This is a genomic window from Sporosarcina sp. So3-204 (assembly GCF_058068165.1).
The window spans coordinates 665,674-691,224 of sequence record NZ_CM176485.1; the positions used below are offsets into that span (position 1 = coordinate 665,674).

At 38.7% G+C, this 25,551-nt stretch carries 25 protein-coding genes; 17 read left to right on the forward strand and 8 right to left on the reverse strand.

Annotation, left to right across the window (positions count from 1 at the left end; all coding sequences use genetic code 11):
- The first annotated feature begins 43 nt into the window (after positions 1-43).
- The 4 genes from hemE to AC3RV6_RS03145 all read left to right on the forward strand — a co-directional run bounded on the left by hemE (position 44) and on the right by AC3RV6_RS03145 (position 4,432).
- Positions 44-1,087: a uroporphyrinogen decarboxylase gene (gene hemE / locus AC3RV6_RS03130; RefSeq protein ID WP_489748014.1), complete on the forward strand. Its 1,044-nt coding sequence runs from the start codon at positions 44-46 to the stop codon at positions 1,085-1,087.
- 28 nt (positions 1,088-1,115) lie between these two features.
- On the forward strand, positions 1,116-2,048 hold the full coding sequence (hemH, locus tag AC3RV6_RS03135) for a ferrochelatase (RefSeq protein ID WP_489748015.1): 933 nt from the start codon (positions 1,116-1,118) through the stop codon (positions 2,046-2,048).
- Between the two features lie 5 nt (positions 2,049-2,053).
- Positions 2,054-3,469: a protoporphyrinogen oxidase gene (gene hemY, locus AC3RV6_RS03140; RefSeq protein WP_489748016.1), complete on the forward strand. Its 1,416-nt coding sequence runs from the start codon at positions 2,054-2,056 to the stop codon at positions 3,467-3,469.
- Positions 3,470-3,580: 111 nt separating this feature from the next.
- Positions 3,581-4,432, forward strand: a complete 852-nt coding sequence (locus AC3RV6_RS03145) for a glycerophosphodiester phosphodiesterase (RefSeq protein ID WP_489748017.1) — start codon at positions 3,581-3,583, stop codon at positions 4,430-4,432.
- A 48-nt stretch (positions 4,433-4,480) separates the two neighbouring features.
- Here AC3RV6_RS03145 and yhfH (AC3RV6_RS03150) read toward each other — a convergent pair whose 3' ends face one another.
- From yhfH (AC3RV6_RS03150) to yhfH (AC3RV6_RS03165), 4 genes are read right to left on the reverse strand one after another with little or no spacing between them, the layout of a single operon-like run.
- Positions 4,481-4,606, reverse strand: a complete 126-nt coding sequence (gene yhfH / locus AC3RV6_RS03150) for a protein YhfH (RefSeq protein WP_489748018.1) — start codon at positions 4,604-4,606, stop codon at positions 4,481-4,483.
- A gap of 33 nt (positions 4,607-4,639) precedes the next feature.
- Positions 4,640-4,765: a protein YhfH gene (yhfH, locus tag AC3RV6_RS03155; protein WP_489748019.1), complete on the reverse strand. Its 126-nt coding sequence runs from the start codon at positions 4,763-4,765 to the stop codon at positions 4,640-4,642.
- A 30-nt stretch (positions 4,766-4,795) separates the two neighbouring features.
- Positions 4,796-4,921 (reverse strand): protein YhfH, encoded by a 126-nt coding sequence (gene yhfH, locus AC3RV6_RS03160; protein ID WP_489748020.1) that lies wholly within the window; start codon positions 4,919-4,921, stop codon positions 4,796-4,798.
- Between the two features lie 31 nt (positions 4,922-4,952).
- Entirely contained in the window at positions 4,953-5,078 is a 126-nt protein-coding gene (yhfH, locus tag AC3RV6_RS03165) for a protein YhfH (protein WP_489748021.1), read from the reverse strand.
- Between the two features lie 140 nt (positions 5,079-5,218).
- Between yhfH (AC3RV6_RS03165) and lplA the strand changes: the two genes are divergently transcribed.
- From lplA to AC3RV6_RS03200, 7 genes are all read left to right on the forward strand, one after another.
- A complete protein-coding gene (gene lplA / locus AC3RV6_RS03170) occupies positions 5,219-6,211 on the forward strand; it encodes a lipoate--protein ligase (protein ID WP_489748022.1) in 993 nt (330 codons plus the stop codon).
- Positions 6,212-6,287: 76 nt separating this feature from the next.
- Positions 6,288-6,992: a response regulator transcription factor gene (locus AC3RV6_RS03175; RefSeq protein ID WP_489748023.1), complete on the forward strand. Its 705-nt coding sequence runs from the start codon at positions 6,288-6,290 to the stop codon at positions 6,990-6,992.
- Entirely contained in the window at positions 6,989-8,041 is a 1,053-nt protein-coding gene (locus tag AC3RV6_RS03180) for a sensor histidine kinase (RefSeq protein WP_489748024.1), read from the forward strand. The genes AC3RV6_RS03175 and AC3RV6_RS03180 overlap by 4 nt, the downstream gene beginning before the upstream one ends.
- Positions 7,992-8,774 carry an ABC transporter ATP-binding protein gene (locus tag AC3RV6_RS03185; protein ID WP_489748025.1) on the forward strand — a complete coding sequence of 261 codons (783 nt, stop codon included), beginning with the start codon at positions 7,992-7,994 and terminating at the stop codon, positions 8,772-8,774. Before AC3RV6_RS03180 ends, AC3RV6_RS03185 begins: the two co-directional genes overlap by 50 nt.
- A complete protein-coding gene (locus AC3RV6_RS03190; protein WP_489748026.1) occupies positions 8,746-10,680 on the forward strand; it encodes an FtsX-like permease family protein in 1,935 nt (644 codons plus the stop codon). The genes AC3RV6_RS03185 and AC3RV6_RS03190 overlap by 29 nt, the downstream gene beginning before the upstream one ends.
- A 340-nt stretch (positions 10,681-11,020) precedes the next feature.
- Positions 11,021-12,574 (forward strand): fatty acid--CoA ligase family protein, encoded by a 1,554-nt coding sequence (locus AC3RV6_RS03195; protein WP_489748027.1) that lies wholly within the window; start codon positions 11,021-11,023, stop codon positions 12,572-12,574.
- 179 nt (positions 12,575-12,753) lie between these two features.
- Positions 12,754-14,457, forward strand: coding sequence for a methyl-accepting chemotaxis protein (locus tag AC3RV6_RS03200; RefSeq protein WP_489748028.1), 1,704 nt, complete (start codon positions 12,754-12,756; stop codon positions 14,455-14,457).
- 78 nt (positions 14,458-14,535) lie between these two features.
- Here AC3RV6_RS03200 and hepT read toward each other — a convergent pair whose 3' ends face one another.
- Positions 14,536-14,949, reverse strand: a complete 414-nt coding sequence (gene hepT, locus AC3RV6_RS03205) for a type VII toxin-antitoxin system HepT family RNase toxin (RefSeq protein ID WP_489748029.1) — start codon at positions 14,947-14,949, stop codon at positions 14,536-14,538.
- On the reverse strand, positions 14,939-15,346 hold the full coding sequence (gene mntA / locus AC3RV6_RS03210; RefSeq protein WP_489748030.1) for a type VII toxin-antitoxin system MntA family adenylyltransferase antitoxin: 408 nt from the start codon (positions 15,344-15,346) through the stop codon (positions 14,939-14,941). The genes hepT and mntA overlap by 11 nt, the downstream gene beginning before the upstream one ends.
- Positions 15,347-15,800: 454 nt before the next feature.
- Between mntA and AC3RV6_RS03215 the strand changes: the two genes are divergently transcribed.
- From AC3RV6_RS03215 to AC3RV6_RS03225, 3 genes are all read left to right on the forward strand, one after another.
- Positions 15,801-17,777, forward strand: coding sequence for a S9 family peptidase (locus tag AC3RV6_RS03215; RefSeq protein WP_489748031.1), 1,977 nt, complete (start codon positions 15,801-15,803; stop codon positions 17,775-17,777).
- 137 nt (positions 17,778-17,914) lie between these two features.
- Complete coding sequence (gene aspA / locus AC3RV6_RS03220) at positions 17,915-19,357, forward strand: aspartate ammonia-lyase (protein ID WP_489748032.1); 1,443 nt, start codon at positions 17,915-17,917, stop codon at positions 19,355-19,357.
- A gap of 105 nt (positions 19,358-19,462) precedes the next feature.
- A complete protein-coding gene (locus AC3RV6_RS03225; protein ID WP_489748033.1) occupies positions 19,463-19,747 on the forward strand; it encodes a late competence development ComFB family protein in 285 nt (94 codons plus the stop codon).
- A gap of 377 nt (positions 19,748-20,124) precedes the next feature.
- Here AC3RV6_RS03225 and AC3RV6_RS03230 read toward each other — a convergent pair whose 3' ends face one another.
- Both AC3RV6_RS03230 and AC3RV6_RS03235 read right to left on the reverse strand, forming a co-directional pair.
- Positions 20,125-20,985, reverse strand: coding sequence for an RluA family pseudouridine synthase (locus AC3RV6_RS03230; RefSeq protein WP_489748034.1), 861 nt, complete (start codon positions 20,983-20,985; stop codon positions 20,125-20,127).
- 13 nt (positions 20,986-20,998) lie between these two features.
- Positions 20,999-21,775: an enoyl-CoA hydratase-related protein gene (locus AC3RV6_RS03235; protein ID WP_489748035.1), complete on the reverse strand. Its 777-nt coding sequence runs from the start codon at positions 21,773-21,775 to the stop codon at positions 20,999-21,001.
- Positions 21,776-21,997: 222 nt separating this feature from the next.
- Between AC3RV6_RS03235 and AC3RV6_RS03240 the strand changes: the two genes are divergently transcribed.
- The 3 genes from AC3RV6_RS03240 to AC3RV6_RS03250 all read left to right on the forward strand — a co-directional run bounded on the left by AC3RV6_RS03240 (position 21,998) and on the right by AC3RV6_RS03250 (position 25,549).
- A complete protein-coding gene (locus AC3RV6_RS03240) occupies positions 21,998-23,224 on the forward strand; it encodes an EAL and HDOD domain-containing protein (RefSeq protein ID WP_489748036.1) in 1,227 nt (408 codons plus the stop codon).
- Positions 23,225-23,312: 88 nt separating this feature from the next.
- The gene (locus AC3RV6_RS03245; RefSeq protein ID WP_489749171.1) at positions 23,313-24,161 is read left to right on the forward strand and encodes a DegV family protein; all 849 of its coding nucleotides are present in this window, start codon (positions 23,313-23,315) and stop codon (positions 24,159-24,161) included.
- Positions 24,162-24,181: 20 nt separating this feature from the next.
- Positions 24,182-25,549, forward strand: a complete 1,368-nt coding sequence (locus tag AC3RV6_RS03250) for an ATP-dependent helicase ComFA (protein ID WP_489748037.1) — start codon at positions 24,182-24,184, stop codon at positions 25,547-25,549.
- The last annotated feature ends 2 nt before the right edge of the window (positions 25,550-25,551 follow it).

Here is a 25,551-nt window from a genome sequence, read left to right on the forward strand (position 1 = left end):
CAAATATTTATTTAAATATAAAACGAAAGTGGGAATGGCGTTTATGACTAAGTTTAACGATATTTTATTACGAGCGGCCCGCGGTGAAAAAATTGAATACACACCAGCATGGTATATGAGACAAGCAGGTCGTTCGCAGCCTGAATACATGAAAATTAAAGAAAAGTATTCACTCGAACAAATTACACATCAACCTGAATTATGCGCATATGTAACGAAACTCCCTGTCGATCAATACAATGTTGACGCTGCTATTTTATATAAAGATATTGTAACACCACTACCTGCAATAGGTATCGATGTGAAAATCAAAGCTGGTGTTGGGCCAGTTATTAGCAATCCAATCCGTACTGTACAAGACGTACATAATCTCGGAGAAATTTCCCCAGAAGATGATATTCCATTCGTTCTTGAGACGATTAAGATTTTAACAAAAGAACAATTGAATGTACCGTTAATTGGTTTCGCGGGCGCACCGTTTACTTTAGCGAGCTATATGATTGAAGGCGGTCCTTCTAAAAGTTATAACCTAACAAAATCATTTATGGTGTCAGAATCCGAAGCTTGGTTCGCATTAATGGACAAGCTTGCTGAAATGACAATTACTTATGTAACTGCACAAGTCAATGCTGGTGCAAAGGCAATTCAAATTTTTGATTCATGGGTCGGCGCTTTAAATGTAGCTGATTATAGAATTTTTATTAAACCAACAATGACACATATTTTTACAGAATTACGTAAGTTAAACGTACCTCTTATTACTTTTGGCGTAGGTGCGAGTCATCTTGCGAATGAATGGCATGACCTACCGGTAGATGTCGTTGGACTAGATTGGCGTTTGCCGATTCAAGAGGCGGGACAGCGAGGTCTTACAAAGCCTGTACAAGGAAATTTAGATCCTGCATTTCTTTTAGCAGATTGGCCAATCATTGAAGAACGCGTGAAGGTAATTCTTGAGCAAGGTGTTGAACATGGTAACCATATATTCAACCTTGGGCACGGTGTATTCCCAGACGTAAAACCGGCAACACTTAAAAAGTTAACTGAACTTGTTCATGATTACAGTAGAGAATTACGTAAAGCATAAGCTTCATAATTAAAAAAGAGGTGACAATATGTCTAAGAAAAAAATGGGTTTATTAGTTATGGCGTACGGTACGCCGAATAAAGAAGAAGATATTGAATCCTATTACACACATATTCGCCGTGGACGTCCACCAGCACCTGAACAATTAGAAGACCTTCAAAATCGTTATGCAGCAATTGGTGGTATTTCTCCGCTTGCGACAATAACGGAAGACCAAGCAAATGCGTTTTGTAATCGTATGAATGAAGTACAGGAAACAATTGAATTCAAAGCCTATATTGGTTTAAAACATATTACGCCATTTATAGAAGATGCTGTTGAGGAAATGCATAATGATGGTATTACTGAAGTAGTATCGATTGTTTTAGCACCACATTTCTCTACGTTTTCAGTGAAGTCTTATAACGCGCGTGCAGCAGAAGAAGCAGAGAAGCATGGTATTAAAATAACGTCGGTTGAAAGTTGGTACAAACAGCCGAAATTTATTACGTACTGGGCTGATAAAGTGAAGGGTACTTATGACAATATGAGTGATGAAGAACGTGCAAATGCTTGTCTCATTGTTTCAGCACACTCACTGCCTGAAAAGATTATTGCAAATGGCGATCCATATCCTGATCAGCTCAAGGAAACAGCGGACTTAGTAGCGGCAGAAGCCGGCATAGAAAAGTATGAAATAGGCTGGCAAAGCGAAGGACAGACGCCTGATCCATGGCTTGGTCCGGATGTACAGGATTTAACGCGTAATTTACACAAAGAAAAGGGCTATACAACATTCGTTTACACACCAGTCGGATTTGTTTCTGATCATTTAGAAGTGCTCTATGACAATGATTATGAATGTAAAGTTGTGTGTGATGAAATAGGCGCGTCTTATTACAGACCTGCGATGCCGAATACAGATCCACTATTTATAAATGCGATGGTAGATGCAGTATTTGAAAAGCTAAAGGAAAACTGATGAATATGGATGAACAACGTAAGAAAGTCGTGATTGTTGGCGGTGGGATTACGGGATTATCAGCTGCGTTTTATATGCAAAAAGAAGCACGAGAAAAAGGGCTACCATTAGATGTTGTATTGGTAGAAGCATCAAATCGTCTCGGTGGAAAAATTCAAACAGTAAGACGTGATGGCTTTATTATCGAGCGTGGCCCTGATTCATTTCTAACAAGAAAAAAGAGTGTTGGCATTTTAGCAAAAGACCTTGGTATTGAAAATGAACTCGTAAAGAATGCTACTGGACAGGCGTATGTACTTGTAAATAGAGTGCTACATCCTATTCCAGGTGGTTCAATTATGGGCATACCTACAGAAATTACACCATTTTTGAAAACAGGTCTCTTTTCATTAGTAGGTAAAATACGTGCGGCTGGAGATTTCATTCTCCCACGTTCAGGTATTGAAGGTGATCAGTCACTTGGTATTTTTTTTCGTCGTAGATTTGGAAGCGAAATCGTTGAAAACTTAATTGAGCCTCTTCTTTCGGGTGTTTACGCGGGGGATATTGATCAGATGAGTTTGGAATCGACGTTTCCACAATTTTATGAGGTAGAAAAAAAGCATCGTAGTCTCATTCTTGGAATGAAAAAGACGACGCCGAAACAAGTCATTCAAAAAGATGGCCAAGTTGAAAAAAAAGAGGGCGCTTTTCAAACGTTCCGCAATGGCCTTGAAACGATTGTTGAAGCAATTGAGCAGCAGTTAGAGCCTGGTTCCGTTATCAAGGGCGTACGCGTTGTGTCGATTGAAACAGAGGGCGATAAGACTATCCTTGGCTTGAATGATGGACAGCAACTAGAGGCTGACGCTATCATTTTGACAACGGGTCATGAAATGGCCGGACGTTTGTTTGAACCGCATGGTTTATTGCGAGAGCTAAGGAAAATTCCAACGACATCTGTTGCGACAATTGCTTTGGCTTTCCCAGAAGAGTCACTTGTGCAAGACAGGGAAGGGACTGGCTTTCTTGTTGCTAGAAGTAGTAATTATTCGATTACAGCTAGTACTTGGACGCATCGGAAATGGCCAACGACAACGCCGAAAGGGAAAGTGTTGCTTCGCTCTTTCGTCGGTCGTGTAGGCGAGGATGCAATTGTCGATTTGCCAGATGATGAAATCGAAAAGATTGTTCTCGCTGATCTCGGGGAAATATTGGAGTTAAAAGGTAAACCGGATTTCACAGTCGTAACACGTTGGAAAGAGGATCGTCCGCAGTATCGGGTCGGTCATAAGCAACGTATTGCCGAAGCACGTGCTGAAATTAAAAATAAGTTTCCACATGTTAAGTTGGCGGGTGCTTCTTATGAAGGCGTGGGATTACCAGATTGTATAAATCAGGGGAAAGCCGCTGTCAGAGAAGTATTAGATGAATTATTTTAAAATAAGTTAAAAAACACTTTGTTTAAGCCGTAAATTGTCGGCTTAGCAAGGTGTTTTTTTTGTGTTTAAGGGGTATACACAAAGATAAGAAATGGTGAAAGAGGGAAACGTATGAAAAAGAATTTGGTTGGAATACTCATTGCAGCAGTCCTATTAACAGGATGTGGGAAAGATTTCGGGCCGATGCCTGAGAACGAATTTCTGATTATTGCACATCGTGGGGCGTCAGCTTATGAACCTGAGAACACATTGGCTTCATTTGAATTAGCCGAAGAGTTAAAGGCGGATTACATAGAATTGGATGTCCAGTTAACGAAAGATCAACAACTTATTGTCATGCATGATAAAGATGTGAAAAATACAACGGATGCTGATGGTAAAATTGAGGAATTAACACTTTCTGAACTAAAAGAGCTGTCCGCAACATTCCGACATGATGAAGGTGCGAAAAAGGCTGTAAAAGGACCTGCCGAAGAATATGAAATACCAACTTTGAAAGAAGTACTAGATCAATTTAGCGGGAAAATGCATTTTATTATTGAATTAAAAGACCCGAAAAATTATCCAGGCATTGAAAAAGAGTTAGTTACTTTGTTGGAAGAGTATGAACTAATTGGTGTTGCTGAAAATGGGTATCCGAAAGTTGTTATTCATTCATTCAATAAGAAAGCGTTGAAAAAAGTACATAAATTAAATGAAAAGGTACCCTTACTACAATTAATTTCATTTAAAGATGATGAAAAGGCAACGATAACTGATAAGAAAATGAAAGAATTAACTTCATATGCGGCAGGCGTGGGCGTGAGTTACGAAGCACTAAATAAGGAATTTATTAAGAAAATGCATGAAGAGGGATTGGCGGTTTATGGTTACACTGTAAATGATGCGATAGCGGCGAGTGAACTAATGGGGATAGGTACGAATGGTATCCATACAGATCGTCCAGATATATTGGAGAAATAAAAAAGGCAGCTACTGGATTTCGTTATTCCAGATAGCTGCTATTTATAATTAGAGCATGTTGCACGTATCGCATTTATTGCCATAACACTCATGTTGTTCATCGATTTCACCACCGCAAGTCGTGCACATTTTCGAAGGTAGGTTTTTGAAAAATTCGATTATATTAACAATCATCTATTTTCATCTCCTCTATTTATCTTCCTTAGATTAAAGTATGTTGCATTTATCACATTTGTTGCTATAACACTCATGTTGTTCAGCGATTTTATTGCCACATGTGATGCATAATTTAGGTGGTAAGCTTTTAAAAAACTCGATTACGTTTCCAATCATTATCTTCAACTCCTTTTAATTTTAGTTGTCTTAAAGTCCGTTACAATTATCACATTTATTGCTGTAACACTCATGTTGTTCATTAATTTCGTTGCCGCAAGTCGTACAGATCTTAGCAGGTAGGTTTTTAAAAAAATCGATTACGTTTCCAATCATTTGTCTTCATCTCCTTCCGATTTTAGTTGTCTTAAAGTCCGTTACAATTATCACATTTATTGCTGTAACACTCATGTTGTTCATCAATTTCATTACCACAAGTCGCGCACATTTTAGCGGGTAGGTTTTTAAAGAATTCGATTACGTTTCCAATCATTCGTCTTCATCTCCTTCCTTGTACTAGTACTGTAGGTGATACTAGTAGTGTATTACAACAGCGAATCAAATGTCAACACATTTGTTGATTTTTCAGATAAAATAAGTGATGAACTAAATTAATGAGGGGAAGCGAATTAGATGCATTTTATAGATAATAAAGGGATTACAGATCCTAGGATTAATTTAGCAATTGAAGAATACTTACTACGTACGATGGACATAGATAAGGATTCATACTTACTGTTCTATATCAATGAGCCTTCAATTATAATTGGGAAGAACCAAAATACAATTGAAGAAATAGATACAGATTTTGTTGATGAAAACGGGATTCATGTTATACGTCGCTTGTCAGGTGGCGGTGCGGTTTATCATGATCTAGGGAACTTGAATTTCAGTTTTATTACAAAAGATGATGGTGACTCCTTTAGAAACTTCAAGAAATTTACTGAACCTGTCGTTGAAGCACTTGCGAAGATGGGTGTCAAAGCGGAACTTCTTGGTAGAAATGATATTCTAATCGATGGACGGAAAGTGTCTGGAAATGCACAGTTTTCGATTCAAGGTAGGATGTTCAGCCATGGTACGCTAATGTTTAATACTGAAATAGATAAAGTAGTGTCAGCACTTAAAGTTAGAAAAGATAAAATAGAATCTAAAGGAATTAAATCGATACGCAGTCGTGTTGCGAACATTTCTGAGTTCTTAGAAGAACCAATGACGATTGAACAATTTCGTCTAGAAATTTTAAAATTCGTTTTTGAAGGGGAAGAAAATATTAAATATAAAGTGTTAAGTGATACAGATTGGGAAAACATCCGTGCGTTATCAAAAGAGCGTTACGGAAATTGGGAATGGAATTACGGGAAATCGCCGAAGTTCAATATGCAGCATTCACATAGATTTCCAGTTGGCGGACTAGATGTTCATCTTCAAGTGGATAAAGGAGAAATAAAAGACATTATGATTTTCGGTGATTTCTTCGGCGTTGGTGAAGTGGAAGTCATTAGCGAAAAGTTAAAAGGTATTAAGTATAATCGACAGGAGATTGATGAAGCACTTGCCGGAATCGATATACCAACTTATTTAGGTGGAATTACGCAAGAAGAGTTTGTTCAACTCATTTATTAAGAAAGTTCACAAAGCCTGACATTCGTCGGGCTTTTTTTTGATACAATGAACTGTATAAGTGAAAGGAGAATGCTTGATGGGAAACCACAGAATATTCATCGTTGAAGATGACCGGAAAATTGCACATCTGCTGGCAGATACTTTACGGAAATACCAGTATGATGTTGCAATTATTGAAGATTTTGATCAAGTAACTGAAGAATGCCTGGCATTTAATCCACATCTAATCCTTCTTGACATAAATTTACCTTCTTATGATGGTTACTATTGGTGCCGACAATTACGCATACATACGACGTGTCCTATACTATTCGTTTCTGCTCGATCTGGTGACATGGATCAGGTATTTGCGTTAGAAAATGGTGGAGATGATTTTATTACGAAACCTTTTCATTATGAAATCGTCCTTGCAAAAATACGTAGTCATTTGCGTAGATCGTTTGGTGAGTATGCACTTGGACAAACTGAAAGAACAATTAAACATGGCGCGATGAATTTATATATTGAAAGAATGGAACTTCATGTCCTTGATGAAATCGTACCTCTCCAGAAAAAAGAATGCGTAATATTGGAGTTGCTACTTGAAGCTTCGCCGAAAGTGGTTTCGCGTGAAATATTGTTAGAAGAGTTATGGGACGATCAATCATTTGTTGATGAGAACACATTGAATGTCAATATGACACGTGTTCGGAAAAAGTTGTCGGATTATCATATTTTATCAACAATTGAAACGGTCCGAGGTGCAGGTTACCGCTTTGTCCTTGCAGTTGAAGAAGCATGATAGGGATTCGGCTTTATTTAAGAGATCATCTATCTTTTTTCTTATTCCAAGGTGTACTTGTGTCATTTTTGCTCATTTTATTTTGGTTAGATGGCTTTAGAAATTACAATACAGCGATTTATGCAATTGTAGTTAGTGCATTAATGACTTTTGGTTTTTTAGGCGCTAAGTTTATTCTAAGGCGCTCCTTTTATTCGGCGATTACGAGACGTCCTGAAAAAATGGAAGACGCGCTCATTCGTCATGCAACAGGCGCTGAGCATATTGCAACGACTACATTTACACGCATTTTGTATAAACTTTATCAAAAAGAGGTACAAACTTTATATGTATCTCAAAGTCGGCAACTTGAATTTAGTAATCATTGGGTTCACCAGATGAAAACACCGATTTCTGTCATCAATCTTTTATTGCAGGAAGACGGAGAACTTGATCGTGAAAGCATTGCTGAAGAGGTTAAACGAATTCAAAATGGGTTAGATTCTGTCCTTGTTAATGCGAGGCTTGAAACGTTTGAACGTGATATGAATATTGAGCGGATTAGTTTACAAACTATCGTACAGGAAGTCGTAACGGATCATAAGCGTTTATTAATCAAAAAGGGCATCTTTCCAAATGTATTAATAGATAGTTCTATTACAGTTGCAACAGATGTGAAATGGCTAAAAATCGCCATTTCTCAATTTATAACAAATGCAGTGAAATACACTTTTGAACGTGGAAAAAAAATTCATATTACTGCTGAACAAAAAGAGGGCCAAGTTTTACTCAAGGTGCGTGATGAGGGTGTAGGTATTCCAACGTCGGATTTAAACCGTGTTACGAAGGCGTTTTTTACGGGAGAAAATGGTCGGCTAACCGGCGAGTCAACAGGGATGGGTTTATATATTGCTTCTGAAGCATGTAACAGATTGAATCATCAACTTAGCATCGATTCTGAGTTAGGCGTTGGGACAACAGTGACAGTGGCGTTTGCAACGGGCGGACTGGAGGAAGCGAATGACAGCAAAACTAATGGTAGATATGCAGGAAGTAACGAAGATTTATGAAGGTAAAGTAATGAACCGGGCATTAAATCGTCTAAACTTTGAAGTGGGTGAGGGTGAATTTATAGCTGTTATGGGTCCTTCAGGAAGTGGCAAAACGACCTTGTTAAACCTGATTTCAACAATAGATTTACCTACTTATGGGCGGATAAAAATTGGGGACGTTGAGCCGGAATTATTGTCGGAGAATGAACTTGCTTTATTCAGGCGTCGTAATTTAGGTTTTGTATTTCAAGACATCAATCTCCTTACTATGCTTACAGTCGAAGAAAATATTGTGTTGCCACTCACGTTAGACGGCTTACCGTTAGCGGAAATGCAGCAGCGCGTTTCGGTTGTATCGGAAAGATTAGGACTTACTGATATTTTGAATAAAAGACCCGATGAATTGTCGGGTGGTCAAGCACAGCGTACTGCGATTGGGCGGGCACTCGTTCACAGGCCGAGGCTTATACTGGCGGATGAACCAACGGGAAATCTTGATTCAAAGTCGGCAAAAGATGTGCTTGAATTATTAAGCGAAATTAATATTACAATAGGAACGACAATTATTATGGTGACCCATGACCCGATAGCAGCAAGTTATTGTGATCGTGTGCTGTTTATAAAGGATGGTACGTTTTTTAATGAAATTTATAAAGATGAACGACGACAGACGTTTTTTCAACGAATTTTAAATGTCGTTTCACTTTTGGGAGGCCACTCGGATGACCTTTCGTCAGTTTGCTTACCGTAATGTAATTAGAAATAGCCGTATTTACGCTGCATTTTTTATGGCCAGCGTTTTTTCAGTTATGGTATTTTTCTTATACTCTATGTTGCTTTTTCATCCATCAATTGAAAATCGTTTCGTCCAAGACATTGCGGTAATGGGGATGGGTGCAGCTGAAATCGTTTTATACATTTTTACATTATTTTTCCTGTTTTATTCGATGCGCGCTTTTTTGCAAGCACGTTCAAATGAGTTTGGTGTGCTGCTTCATTTAGGTATGGAAAAGAGACAACTAAATCGACTTATTTTTATTGAAACAATGATAATTGGTGTTACGTCAATTGGTGTTGGAACTGCTTTAGGTTTTATTTTTTCAAAGTTCTTCTTCATGATACTACGTGAGATTTTATTACTTCCAGCATTACCACTCTATTTTTCTTGGCAACCATTTGCGTTAACGATAGGCGCATTTCTAAGTTTATTTATTATTATTTCATTCGTTGCACCTGTGTTTATTCGTTCCGGGAAAGTTGTAGATTTACTTTCGGGTGATGTGAGTGAAAAAGGATTGTATGGCTATTCAAAAGTTCGTGGTTATATGGGGCTCGCTTTTCTCGGACTTTCCTATGTGATGGCAGCTTCGACATCTTATGTGACTGTTATTAATTTACTCATATTTTTGCCGCCACTTGCGACAATCGGTACATTTTACTTCTTTACGGAATCTGTCCCGATGATTCTCCATAAAATGAGAAAACATCGACGTTTTTATTGGCGAAATTTTAGGTTGTTGTCAATTTCCGAAGGTGCCGTTAGCTTACGGGAAAATGCGCGAATGTTTTTTATCGTGACCATTGTTTCAACGATTGCTTTTATGTCGGTGGGCACACTTGCTTCACTTACTTCATTTGCTTCACAATATCGTGAGATGAATCCGCTTGGTTTGGTTTATATTAGTGATGCTGAAAATGACCTAGAGCAGGTGCATATTGCACAATTAAAGGCGGAGCTTAAAGCGCATGAAATTGACTATACGCTCGTAGAGATTCCGATAGTGGAACAAACGTCAACTTACTCAAGTAGTTCTGTTGAAGTCCTGCGCAATGCAGATGTAAATGTATTAGCAAAAGCATCTGGTCATCCTGAAATTGTCATAGAAGAAGGGAAGGCACTTTTTTTACCACCATCTAATTCTTCTTATGAAAGTTTAAACAAGCGAATTGTAAACACAAATTTAGAGGGAAGTGGTGTCAAGGTTAAGATTGATGGTGCTTATCCTTATCAATTATTTTCTTCTAATTCAATTGGGACAAATGCTATCATTTTAAACGATGCTGATTTTGAAACTGTGAAAGCGAATGGGATTTCTAATCGTTCACAATCATTTATGTATTATGCTTTTCAAGTACCAGATTGGCAACGAACAAAAGATGTTGGTTTGTCATTAGATACGAATATAACTGAATCCTTTATGTCTGGGAATGCAAATTCACTGCCCTATTCTTTTGATAATCCAGGGCTTAATTATTCGGTTATCCATACGACGTTTTCATTGCTTCTGTTTATCGGGCTTTTATTGGCAGAAGTATTTCTACTTGCGGCCGGAAGTTTTATCTATTTTCGATTATATACGCGGCTAGAACAGGACCGGAAAAGGTTTGATGTGCTCCGCAGATTAGGATTAACAGATCGAGAATTTAAAAAGATTGTCAATCGCCAGTTAATGCCACAGTTTTTCTTGCCGTGGGGTGTCGCATTTCTTCATAGTTCGTTTGCGTTTTTATCTTTACAGGTGATTTGGGATGCGCTTGCTGAGATTTCTATTGTGAAAGAACTTGTAAGTGTGCTTGTAGGCTTTTCTATTATGCAGTTATGTTATTTTTATTTAATTCGTTGGCGCTATTTAACGCATATTAAGGCTTCTAGATAGGCTTCGGCAGCTGAAAAAGTCAATTAGGTGCGGGGTTCTGCTATAGAAGACTGTTGATTTGCGTTCCAGGCGGACGCTTTCCGCGGGGCGGGCGGTGAGCCGCATCGGATCGCTGGCGCTCCCTGCTGGGTCTCACCTTTCCCGCTAATCCCGCCGGAGTCGCCGCCTTGCACTCCAATCAACGGGACTTGCCAAAATTATAGTAAGAGAATTATTAGTGATTTAATTACTTTAATTCAATTCAAAACACAAACAATATTGTATTGACAGAACTTTTCTTATATAATGATTATGAGGGATAACTGAATGACTATTCATTCAATAAAAAGGGGATGTATGTATGAATTTAGTTTCTAGTGTACACAATACGGCTGTCGCGCAACCTACGAAGGCGGCTTACCATTTTATGGGGAAAGACACGTCATATAAAGAGTTTGATCAATCCGTTTCTATGTTCGCTTCTGCGCTTCAAGATCTTGGTGTTGAAAAAGGGGACCATATAGCTTTCTTATTAGGAAATACACCTCATTTTCTAATTTCGCTTTATGCGACGATGAGACTTGGTGCTACGGCGATTCCGATTAATCCAATTTATAGTCCTGATGAAATTATGTATATTGTACATAATAGTGACGCTAAGGTAATTATTGCACTCGATTTATTACTACCACTTGTTGAAAAAGCAGCGGCAGCACTTCCGACTGTTGAAAAATATATCATTTGCGAAACGGTTCCAGAAACAACTGAGAAGATGGCGGCGTTGCCGGAAGAAGTGAAAGCGAAGGTTCATTCATTCTCCCGTTTATTGGCAACTAGTAAACCAGATGTTGATGTAATGGCTTTAGATGAAAATGAAACCGCTATCATTCTTTATACATCTGGAACGACGGGACGACCAAAAGGGGCTATGTTGACGCATAAAAACATATACTCAAATGCGAGAGATATTGCAGATTATCTTGGTTTCACTGAAAATGACCGCGTTGTCGCGACGCTACCCGTATTTCATGTATTCGCACTATCCGTTGTTGTAAATGCTCCTTTACTGACTGGTGCTACAGTGTTAATTGTTCCGCGTTTTAGCCCAGTGGATGTATTTAATACTGTGAGAGAACAGAAGGCGACTGTATTTGCGGCTGTTCCAACAATGTACAACTTCTTATATCAATTTCCAGATGGAAAAACTGAAGACTTTGAAACTGTAAGATTGGCAATATCAGGAGGTTCTTCACTTCCAGTATCACTGCTTCATAAGTTTGAAGAGAAGTTTAACGTGCGTATTTCAGAAGGTTACGGCTTATCAGAAGCTTCACCGGTTACTTGTTTCAATCCGTTAGATTGTGACCGGATTCCAGGATCAATTGGGACAAATATCATAAACGTTGAAAATAAAGTCGTTGATGAACTAGGTGTTGAAGTTGGGGTAAATGAAGTAGGAGAACTCATAGTGCGCGGACCTAACGTGATGAAGGGTTATTATAAATTGCCAGAGGATACGGCTGCTGCAATTAAAGATGGTTGGTTGTATACAGGCGATATGGCAAAACGTGATGAAAATGGTTACTTCTATATTGTTGATCGGAAAAAAGACCTCGTAATCGTAGGGGGATTCAATGTTTATCCAAGAGAAATTGAGGAAGTGCTATTCGCACATCGTGACATTGTTGAAGCTGCGGTTGTAGGCTTACCAGATCCTGATTTCGGCGAATCAATTTTGGCTTTTATCGTCTTAAAAGAAGGCATAGAAGAAGATGCAGAAGCGCTAGAAAATTATTGTGCAGCACGTCTCGCTAAATATAAAGTGCCGAAGCGTTTCGAGTTTTTAGAAGAGCTACCAAAAAATGCTACGGGTAAAATATTAAGACGATCATTGAAAGAACAAGTAGGGATATAAATTAAATGAAAAGTCTCCCTGATATGGGGAGGCCTTTTTTGACCGTTGAGTAAAAGTGGGTTTATATATTATAGGGACAACTTCCTTTTCGTATGATGCAAAAATAAAATTTATATTTTATTTACAATATGAGTAAAAATGACGATAATAAAAAGAAAGTGTTCTAAGGGAGAAATAGGATGAAATGGACTGTTGGAAGAAAGTTAACTGCAATATTTACGATAATGATGGGCCTAATTTTTGCAGTCAGTATTGGCGGGGTAATTAGCTCTTACACACTGAATAAAAATACAAATATAATAAATCAACAGATCATCCCCAAAATTGAAAATATAAATGAACTTGAGAAAGTGACACAAAATGTTCTTGGGTTTACGCAAAGGCATATTCTTTCAACAGACCGTGCTTTCGAATTAAAGTATGAAGAGCAAATTAATAAAGATATAGAAACAACGGATAAAGTTATTAGTTCGTATAAAAATTTATTGAAAGAAAAAAAAGAGTTAGACTTACTTAATAAAATTACGGATGAGTGGTCAGGTTTCGTTGAACAGACGAGAGTAATCATAGACTTGAGTGGCTCTGATCGAGATGATGAGGCAACCGAGGGAACCTATGCTGCGATAATTGCGCTCAATACGATTAACGAGGAATTCAATACGTTAAGTGATTTGCATCATGCAGAAGCTGTGGCAATTGAAGAAAAGGGCGAGGCATCTTATAAAAATGTTTTAATTTTAATGAGCGTTCTTACAATTGTAGCTATCATTATATCCGCTATCGCAATACGATATTTAATAAAAACGGTGCAAAAACCAATTATACGTTTGTCAGAAAACTTCAAGTCAATGGCAACAGGAGATTTGTCGATCGAACCATTAGCATTTGAATCCAATGATGAAATCGGTCAATTAACACATGACTTTAATGCGATGTTGGCACAATTAAAACAATTACTGACCAATCTTCATCAACATATTACAACTGTTGCAGCTACTTCAGTGGCATTATCAAGAAGTGCAGAGGAAACAACACATGCGTCCGCACAAATTACCGACTCAATTATTGAAGTTTCAGAAGGCACATCGGTACAATTAGAAAGTGCGCAATCTAGTAGTTTAATTGTAGATGAAATAGCGAAGGGGATGGACCAGGCATCCGCCTCAATCTCGAAAGTTTCAGATTTGGCGTTGTCGACTACAGAATTTACAAAAACGGGAACAGTCATAATGGAATCGACAGTTAAAAAAATGAAAGATATTGAACAATCAACTGACAATACAGCTAATGTTGTAGAGGCATTGCATAAGAAATCTGAAGAAATCGGGAAAATTGTCTCAATCATCACAAATATCGCAGGACAAACGAATTTATTGTCGCTTAATGCATCAATTGAAGCGGCTAGAGCGGGTGAGCATGGAAAAGGCTTTGCTGTCGTGGCAGGCGAGGTTAAGGGGTTGGCTGAGGAATCTAGATCTGCTGCGAATGACATACGTGGACTTATTGAAGAAATACAGCGTGAGGTTGCAGACGCGATTACGGCAATGAATACGTCTAAATCATTTGTTTCCGAGGGGCTTACGATGGTTCAGCAAACGGGCGATAGTTTCAAAGGGATTTCAAGGATGGTGAGCGAAGTATCCGTTCAGTCTATTGAGATTTCTGCAATAAGTGAAGAAATTAGTGCGAGTACATTAACGATGAAGCAATTGGTCGGAGAAGTGGCTGCAATGTCAGAGCGCTCTGATGCCAATTCTCATGATATTGTGGCCGCTGCGGAAGAGCAAAATGCGACGATGGAGGAAATTACTTCTTCGGCTGTAATTCTTAGCACAATGGCGGAATCTTTAAGTGAGATGATTGCTGTTTTTAAAATTAAATAATTGGATTGTTGCGCTGACCGAGTAAGTGGGTTAGCGTTATTTAAATGGAAATAAAAATAAAACCCTTTAGAGAGGGTTTTATTTTACTTGATATTTTAGAATTTGTTTTGTGAAAGTTGAAAAGTCATTTATATGACGTTCGACGATTTCTTTTAGGATATTGATGTTAATCGTTTGATAGTTATGGACTGCAATGTTGCGGAAACCGACCATTGCTTTCATGGTAGCGGTGGACTCTGTCGTGATAATTCCGTTTGTAAATAGAAAGTCGAAAGCGTCACGGCTTTTCTGTGGTAACCCAAACTGATTTGTGGCGCATAAATGCATGGCAAGGTCGATACTTGCTTCACAAGCTCGTTGGATGTTTAGAACGATAGAGTCTTGTTTAGTAAAATCGGATAAATTAGCTTCGTTATTGTCATATACTGTGTTAATTCGCTCAATGCATCTTTCTATAATGCTAATCTTATTTAAAATAACATCATGTACCATAGATTGAACCCCTTTCATTAATTTTGTCGAGAATGGGTTGACGTTCTTCATTTAATCTGGCGTACATTTTATAAATTCGGGCATGTAATTCCATGCGTAGCCTTTCATTACGACTGTAAATTACTTTTCCTGTTGAAAATATTTGAGCCGCAAATACGGTAGAAGCTTCTTTTAAATCCACTAGGTCAACCTCTTTCTTTAAAATCTCGGCTAACTCTTGTGCCAACATAAACAGTTCATAAGATGAGAATGTATGATCTTCGCGGTAGAATGAGATATCGATATCACTTTCGCTATGCGTAGCACCTGTTGCATAGGATCCGAAAATGATAATGAAGTCAGGCTTTATTTTATGGATAATGAATTCTTGAACCTGTTTGAAGATATTGTCATGCATGAAAACACCCCCAATAGTAGTTATCTAAGTATATCAAATATAAAGGTTTTTAACTGTGTAAACTATTTCTAATTAAAGATTACTGAACTGGAAATGGCATTGCTTATTCTTTATTATAAAAGGTGGACTGTTACGAATGTCGAAATATATTATAGGGAATCATTGCTCTTCACCAAAAGATGTTCTTGATAAATATTATACAATGCCACCGGATTTCCGCTACAGGCGAACGCTTTCCGCGGGGCGAGCGGTGAGCCGCTTCAGTCGCTGAGCTTCTTCCAGGGTCTCACCTGTCTCAGGGATGAATTGAACTACATTCATCCTAATTCCCGCCGGAGTCGTCGCCTTCCGCTCCAATCCTAAGAATGAAGTGGTAAATCATATAAATAATATTTCATTTTTACAGTCAAGTATAGACTTTGTTGTTGTGCTAAATCATAAGGGGGAATATTAATTGACGAAACGTACATTGATTGCTGAGGATTTGTTTGAATTATGTTCGGTCACGAATCCACAAGTTTCACCAGATGGTAAGGAAGCTGTATTTTTGAAGACGCATATTGATCAAGAGGCAAATACATATATATCTAATTTATTTCATGTGGCTATTCAATCTAATGAAGTATCGCAGTGGACATATGGAAAAGGTAGTGTGAGTTCTCCTAAATGGTCACCTGATGGGACTGAAGTCGCTTTTTTATCAAATCGGGACGAAAATAATCAAGTGTATATATTACCGACAAGAGGCGGGGAAGCGAGACAACTGACATATTTTGAACTTGGTGTTTCGAGTTTCCAATGGGCATCTTGCGGCAAAAATATTTGGGTAAATGGGGTCATAAAAGCGGGCGGTACATTTACGGATATAAAGGAAGAAGAAGGGAATAGTAAACCGAAACCCGTCCGTGTTACGAAGATGAAATATAAAATGGATGGAGTCGGTTTTGTTGAGGAAGATAAATTTAGACAGATAGGCATCATAGATATTGAAACAGGTGAAGTTGAACAGTTTACAAATTTGAATCACAATTATACGCTGCAAGCGGTTTCGCATGATGGCAAGAAATTGGTCATGAGTGTTAATAAAAGTGAAAATCAAGACCACTTATTTCATCAGCCCCTTTATGTCGTTGATATTGATACGAAAGAAGAAACGGTATTGATGGATGAAGAAGGCTATTACAGCGGCGCGTCATTCTCTTTTGATGATCGATATATCGCGTTCACGGGTGCGGACCGTCAATATGAAAACGCGACGCACACAAATTTGTTTGTCTATGATACAGCAGATGAAACGCGTATGAACTTAACAGATGGCATTGACTCACCAGTTGGGGATCATAGCATCGGAGACTTGCATCAAGATGCGCCTGCACCTGCTCTTATGTGGACGACAGACAATTACCTCTATTTCCAACTATCCACAATGGGTGATGTACGGCTTTATTTCGCATCGCTTGACGGTGCTGTTTATCCAGCTTCCCCTGAAAATGAGACGATATACGGCTATAGTGTGGCTCGAAGTGGTGAGTTTGCGCTTATTGCGGTGAGTGATGCTGTGAATCCTGGTGAGTTATTTAAGCAAACGATTATGACTGGCGAACGCGAGGCGATATCTTCATTTAATAATAAGTTTTTGGATGAAGTTGAACTTATCAAGCCAGAAGCGATTGTTTATAATGGTGCGAAAAATTGGGATGTGCATGGCTGGCTTATGAAACCAGTGGGGTATGAAGAAGGTCAGAAGTATCCTCTTATTGTTGAAATCCACGGCGGTCCGCATGTAATGTATGCCAATTTGTTTTTCCTCGAGATGCAACTATTGGCGGCACAAGGATACGGTGTGCTATATGTAAATCCCCGTGGCAGCCATAGTTATAGTCAGGTGTTTGTAGATGCTGTTCGTGGTGATTACGGCGGTAATGACTATGAAGATATTATGCTGGGGCTTGATTATGTAAGTAAAGAAAATGACTGGATTGACGTTGAACGACTTGGGTTAACTGGCGGTAGCTATGGGGGTTTTATGACGAATTGGATTGTCAGTCATACGAATAAATTTAAAGCAGCTGTCACGCAACGCTCTATCTCTAACTGGGTCAGTTTTTGCGGCGTATCAGATGTTGGCTATTATTTCAGTGACTGGCAACACGAGGTAGCTATGACAGATGTGAATAGATTGTGGGAAATATCGCCGTTGAAATATGCAGCAGATATAGAAACACCGCTTTTAATTATCCATTCGGAAAAAGATTTGAGATGTCCAATTGAGCAAGCAGAGCAACTTTATATAACGTTAAAAAGCATGGAGAAAACAACAGAATTTGTTCGTTTTCCAGAATCAGATCATAATTTATCTCGTACAGGCTTACCTAATTTGCGCGTTGCACAACTCGAAGAAATAACAGGTTGGTTTGCAAGGTATTTATAAAGTACTTGTCAAATATGCCCACTATCCTATTGGACAAAAATCAATAGAAAACGTTGTTAAATTATTCTGAGAATAACGTTGTGTATTTATATGAAAAGTACTACTGTTAAAGAAAGACAAGTGTGGGAGTGAACTGAATGGAACAAGTAACCAATTTTAGAATAGAAAAAGATTATATTGGTGAAAAGAATGTGCCTCAAAATGCTTATTATGGCATACAGACATTGCGTGCTGTTGAAAATTTCCCTATCACTGGATACCCGGTGAATAAACATTTAATAAAGGCGATTGCGATTGTGAAAAAGTCTGCAGCGCAAGCAAATTTACTTACTGGTCAACTTGATGGAAAAGTGGCACAAGCAATTATCCAAGCTTCAGATGAAATTATCATTGGTCAGTTACATGACCAATTCCTTGTAGATCCGATACAAGGCGGGGCAGGTACGTCGATGAATATGAATGCCAATGAAGTAATTGCGAATCGTGCATTGGAAATAATGGGACTAGAAAAAGGGAATTATGGTGTCATTAGCCCAAACTCACACGTCAATATGGCACAATCAACAAATGATGCATTCCCAACAGCTATTCATATTGCGACACTCGTTAAAGTTGAAGAACTCCTTTCGGTCATGAATAATTTATATGACACATTTATGCAAAAGTCGATAGAATTCCACCCGTGGTTAAAGATGGGGCGTACACATTTACAAGACGCAGTTCCAATTCGTTTGGGGCAGGAATTCGAGGCCTATGCACGTGTTTTAAACAGAGATATTGAGCGTGTCGGTGCGTCTAGAAAGTATTTATATGAAGTGAATATGGGCGCAACTGCAGTAGGTACTGGTTTGAATGCTGATCCACTTTATATTGAAAAGGTCGTACAGTTTTTATCCGAGAACAGTGGAATTGATTTACATTCATCAGAAAATCTTGTAGATGCTACGCAAAATACGGACTCTTACGTTCAAGTATCAGCAGCATTAAGAGGTTGTATGATCAATATGTCTAAAATTTCAAACGACCTACGCCTGATGGCATCTGGTCCTAGAACGGGATTAGCAGAAATATCACTACCAGCACGTCAACCTGGTTCTTCGATTATGCCTGGTAAAGTGAATCCGGTAATGGCAGAAGTGTTGAATCAAGTCGCTTTCCAAGTAATCGGTAACGACCATACGATTTGTCTTGCGTCTGAAGCGGGGCAATTTGAGCTAAATGTTATGGAGCCTGTACTTGTATTTAACTTGCTTCAATCAATCGAAATTATGACGAATGTTTTCACAGTGTTTAATAAATATTGCTTAAAAGATATCGTTGCGAATGTAGAGCATATGGAAGCGTATGTAAATAATAGCATCGGAATTATTACAGCGATTAATCCGCATGTAGGTTATGAAGTAGCTGCGGCAATTGCGAAGGAAGCACTTGAAACAGGTAGACCAATTCGGGAATTATGTATCGAAAGTGGTGTGTTAACTTCAGAGGAACTGGATATTATTTTACATCCTTATGAAATGACAGTGCCAGGAATTTCAGGAAAGTCATTATTGAAAAATCATGACTTATTGAAGATTTAAACTTAGTATGGCGTAACTTCAGTATTTTACTGTCCGGGAATATTTTAAATGATATACTTGGTATATTATGTAAGATTCTTTTGGTAACTACTGGGGGATGAGTATATGGCGATCATAAATGTTATGGAAAAAGTGGTAAGTGATGTCCTTTTGAATAATAAAAATGAGTTACATTTATCATGTAAGTGTGAAAGATGCTTAGACGATATAATGGCGATTGCGCTCAATGACTTACCACCGCGTTATATTGTGGATGAAGCAAACAGTCCTATTATTCGCGCTTCACATGAAGCAGATCGACAAGGGGCGACGCATATTTTAATGGCCGTCACACAAGCCTCATTACTCGTATCTAAAAGTCCACGCTGTGTGTTATCGAATTCTTTATGAATGAAAAAAGAATGAATCTAAAAAATGGGACTGACCCCAAAGGTCATTTAATGACTTTTGGAGCAGTCCCGTTTTCATCTTGAAACCCGCTGATTTCCATTCCGGCGGACGCTTTCCGCGGGCACGACTTCAGCCGCTTCACTCGCTGTGCTCGATCCAGGGTCTTCAGTTCGCGCTGTTCCCGCAGGAGTCGCCGCCTGCATTCAAATCAGCTGGACGTATCAAAGTATACAAAGAAATCAACATCAAGTATAAGATGAAAGTTACTAAACAAACATTCTAAGTCAATAACTTTTCTCTACCTGTTTTATTTAAGGTACATATAGGGCATCTCCATTTTTAGGTTGCTGCCTTCAAAAATATACGACACACTGGAATTATATTGATCGTAGAAATGATGCAGGTATTGCCGACTCGAAGCGCATTGCTTCTCCTGTTTTTGGATGAACAAAAGTAATTGCGTGAGCATGTAGTCCAAGTCTACGAAGTGGATTGGAGCTCGCGCCGTACTTTTTATCGCCAACAATTGGATGTCCAATTTCTTTCATATGAACGCGGATTTGATTTTTACGACCCGTGTCTAAATTTACTTGAAGCAACGACATCGAGCGGTTTGACTTCATCACTTTATAATGCGTAATCGCTTTTTGACCGCCGTTATCTCTATCGCTTGAATGGACGACGAAAGCTTTACTTTCCGTTAACCAAGAAGTCAACGAACCATCTTTTTTCACAACACCTTCAACAAGCGCGATATATGTACGCTCATGAACCGATTCCTGCCATGTCATTTGTAGCGTTTGCTGGACTTCCTTGCTCTTCGCGAAAATCATGACACCAGAAGTATCTCTGTCCAATCGGTGAACGACGAAAATCTGGTTTTTAGGATAAATACTTTTAATGTAATTTGTAATTTGGCGGTATGCCGTTAAATCTTTTTCAGTTTCGGATGCAATTGATAAAATACCTGCATCTTTTTCGATTACAATGACTTCATCGTCTTCATGCATAATTTTTATGCCAGTCATTTTAACGTCATCAGATGCGACGCGGACACGAAGTTCAACCTTATCACCTGGTTTAATTGTGTCATTAAATTGTGTCGTCTTCTCTCCGTTAATACTTATTTGACCGCGACTCAAAATCGATTTAACCGAATTTCGACTTTTACTTGGCATTGCCTTAAACAAAAATTTCAGTAACTCTGTTGATTCTTCTGCAATCCATTCATTATTCATCTACAACCATCCTTTATTTTCCTTTGAATATTGGTTTACGCTTCTCAGAGAATGCATTGAGAGCCTCAATCCTGTCCTCAGTAGGAATTGTTATTTCGTATGCTTTACGTTCAATGGCCAATCCAGTTTGTAAATCAACATTCATGCCGTGTTTAATAGCGAATTTGGCTTGTTGCAAGGCGATTGGGCCGTTTGCTAAAATAGTGTTGACAAAATCTATTGTTTCTTGTTCTAATTTATCTTGTGCCGCAACACGCGTCAATAAACCATAATCAAAAGCTTCAGTCGCTGTTAATCTTTTTGCTGTTAAAATAAGTTCAAGCGCTTTTGTCTCGCCGATTAACCTCGGTAAGCGCTGTGTACCGCCAGCTCCTGGAATAATGCCGAGTCCTGTTTCAGTAAGTCCCATCAATGCGGTATGTGCCGCAATTCGGAAATCACATGCAAGCGCTAGTTCCATCCCACCGCCAAATGCAAATCCGTTGATCATTGCAATCGTCGGTTGAGGTAGACCGTCTATCGCGGTAAAAACTTCACCAATTTTAAATAAATTCCGCTTCACTTGTAAGTCGGTCAGCGTCTTCCGTTCCTTCAAATCCGCCCCGACACTAAATGAGCGCTCGCCTTCACCTGTGAAAATAACTAAGCGTATATCGGGATTAATTCTAATAGACTCTGTGACTTGACTTAGTTCTACGAGCAAATCGTAATTAAAAGCATTCATCGCTCCTGGACGGTTCAACGCCACAAATGCAATATTCCCCTTTTGTTCATAACGAATACATTCCACATTTAGTCCCTCCCTGAAATCGAACATTATATACTGTAAAAGATACCACGAAATGAGGCGCCTTGCTATGTTAATCAATCGCAGTAACTGAATATGACGCGAAAAAAGTGGTTTCAATAAAATGCAGTTAATTTAAAAAGCTATTGTAGTATTTTGTTAGTCTATTTCGAACTGTGTAATGTCGGTAATTGTGATACAATAATTCAAAAAGAGGTGATAAGCATGAATGTCTTCGTAGGGAGGCAACCCATTCTGGATCTAGATGAAAACATTTTTGCTTATGAGCTACTATATAGAAACAGTAGTAAAAATAGTTTCCCTGATATTGATGCAGATGAGGCAACAATTGGTCTCATTGTTAATACGTTTATGTCAATTGGTATTGATAAAATAAATAATGAGGGCCTATCCTTTATTAATTTTACAGGTAGTTTACTAGCCAAGGAAGTATTTAATTACCTTGATCCAAAACTTGTCGTCATTGAAATTCTTGAAAACGTAGAAATTACGCCATCACTTATTACTAAAATTCGATTCATGAAAGAAGATGGCTTTAAAATTGCGATGGATGATTTTATCATGCAAAAGCAATATATAACACACGCTTCTTTATTCGAGTTTATTGATTATATAAAGGTAGATTTTTTTGCTTCATCAATTAAGGAACGGCTTATAATCGAAGAATTCGCATTGAAATATCCGCATATTAAACTCATAGCTGAAAAAGTAGAAACAATACAAGATTATAATTATGCTAAAGAATCTGGCTATAAGTTATTCCAAGGTTATTATTTTGCACAACCGGAAATTATATCAGGCTATGAGATTCCAACACATATACAACTTAATTTCCAAATTATAGAAAAGCTAAGTGCGATTGAACCAGATATTGTGGAAATTGCTGAATTTATAAAACGTGATGTCTCTTTATCTTATAAACTACTTCGCTTCATTAATTCTGCTGGCGTTGGAATGCCAAGGAAAATAAGTTCCATTAATCAAGCGATCATGGTAATTGGCATAAACGGTATGAAAAAGTGGATGCACGTTCTTACCCTTCGTGATATAAGCGACAATACCGAGAATGGAAAAGTAAAAGCTTTGGTGCAATATTCCCTAATACGGGCTAAGATGTGCGAGCTACTTGCTATCAATACTGGCAGGAAAAATCCAGAATCCTACTTTTTGACTGGTATGTTTTCCTTAATGGATGTAATTACAAGTCGTAATTGGGATGATATTCTTAAAATGTTGCCACTTTCAGATGAAGTTGCGCGCACGCTTATAGGAAGCGATACAGAAATCAAACCTTTTTTGGAGCTTTCAATTGCCGTTGAACGATTCGAGTGGGAAAAAGTGAATCAATTAACGGATGAATTAAACATTAGTTATTCTAACCTGCAAGAGTTTACACAAACCTCCAATCACTGGATACAATTATTGGATTGAAGTTATATAAGAATACGGCTAATCACTTATTTTTATTTACATAATTTCTAAGCAAGTTTTTTCTAGCAATCAAGAAGGGGTGATCATGTTGAAAACAGCTATTGTTACAGACAGTACATCTTATGTACCGGCCTATATAATGAAGGAACTCAATATTCATATGATTCCGCTTACTGTCACTATTAAAGCGAAAACTTATGAAGAAGGCATTGATATAACTGCTTCAGAGTTTTATACAAAGATGCGTGGTGAAGAGGTCATGCCTGAAACGTCTAAACCGGCAACTGAAAAGTTTGCTACATTATTTGAATCACTAAAAACTGAATACGATGCGGTTATTTCTATTCATCTATCAAGTGGAATTAGTGGTGTATATGACAGTGCTGTAAAGGCGGGTGAAGCGATTGACGGTCTTGATGTATACGCCTATGATTCCGAGATTTCATGCTATCTACAAGGTTTTTACGTCATTCGTGCTGCGGAGATGGCCAAAGAAGGCGCAGAACCACAAGTAATTATAGACGAACTGAATGAAATGAAAAAGACGATGCGTGCTTATTTCATGGTAGATGATTTAATTCATTTACAACACGGTGGTAGACTTACAAGCGTGCAGGCACTTATCGGCGGATTGCTGCAAGTAAAACCACTCATGCATTTCCAAGAAAAAGTAATTGTCCCATTTGAAAAAATCCGCACACGTAAAAAAGCGATGAATCGAATGATGGAATTATTAATTGAAGATGCTGGGAAATACCGACTGGAAGCTGTCATTATTCATGCCAATCGCCCAGAAGATGCAAAGATTTGGCGCGATGAATTGATTGAGAAAGTGCCAAGTGCTAAATTTTCAATTAGCCATTTTGGTCCCGTTATCGGTACACATCTAGGCGAAGGCGCAATGGGATTGGGTTGGGTTAAGCGTCATTTAGACTAATACTAAAAGGAGTTATGCCAATGAAAAAAATTGATCTTGCTATTCAAAATTTTCTAAGCGGTCGTATTTGGCACAGATTACATACACCTTTTTCAAAAGCGGAAATTGATGAATCCATCACAGCGGGACATATTAAAATAATCCAAGGAATTAAAACTGTCACACTGCTGAATAAACCGCGCCACTTTTGTAATCGGTGTGAGAATGACGCACAAAACCGGTTCACCACATTCAACTGTGCAAAATGCGACGCACCTTGTACTTATTGTAGGCATTGTCTCAAAATGGGGCGCGTTTCGAGTTGCACAGAACTTATCATTTGGGATGCAGCCTCTCCAACTTACGAAACGACACATACGATCGCTTGGAAAGGTACGCTTACGCAGCGACAACAACAAGCCTCCAACGAACTTGCAGAAAGTACGCTACTCGGAAGACCACATCTCATTCATGCAGTTTGTGGCGCAGGAAAAACCGAAATCCTATTTGAACCGATTCACAAACTTCTATTAGAAGGAAAACGCATTTGCCTCGCCGCACCAAGAGTCGATGTCATCCTCGAACTTGAACCACGCCTCCGCGCAGCTTTCCCGAAAACGACCATCGAAGCATTATACGGCGGCGCAAAAACAGGAATCGGACCAGCCCAACTTATACTCGCCACAACCCACCAACTATATAGATTCCAACACGCTTTTGATGTCATTTTCGTCGATGAAGCAGATGCTTTTCCGTACACAGCAGACGAAACGCTTCAACGCGCTGTAAAAAAAGCCGCAAAACCAAATGCACCAATTATAGCTGTCACCGCAACACCTTCAAAAAAACTCATTTATGACATTAAAAAGTCAGGCGCCGTCTCGACAATCAACCGCCGATACCACGGACATCCCTTACCAGTACCACGCTACAATTCACTCTGGAACTACGCCCGTCACATTAATAAAGGGAAATTACCGAAAAAGTTGATCACTTGGACTGAGCAAAGACTTAAAAATAAAGAACCATTTCTCATCTTCTTTCACCACATCGAACTCATGGAAGAAGCCGAACCACTTTTTCAACTACTTGATTCGCGAATTAAAGCCGTTCACGCGGCACATCCTGAACGTAAAGAATATGTTCAATTACTGCGTGACAAAAAACTCCCAGGCCTCCTTACAACTACCATCCTAGAACGCGGCATCACGATTTCAAATGTCCAAGTAGCCGTCATCGGTGCTGAACAACAAACATTCAACAAAGGTGCACTCATCCAAATTGGCGGACGCGTCGGTAGATCATCCGACTACCCAACAGGCGATTTCGTCCTTTTTCACCACGGCATTTCACATGCGATGGATGATGCAAAAAAAGAAATTCTTTTACTGAATAAAGGCGGTGTTTGAAA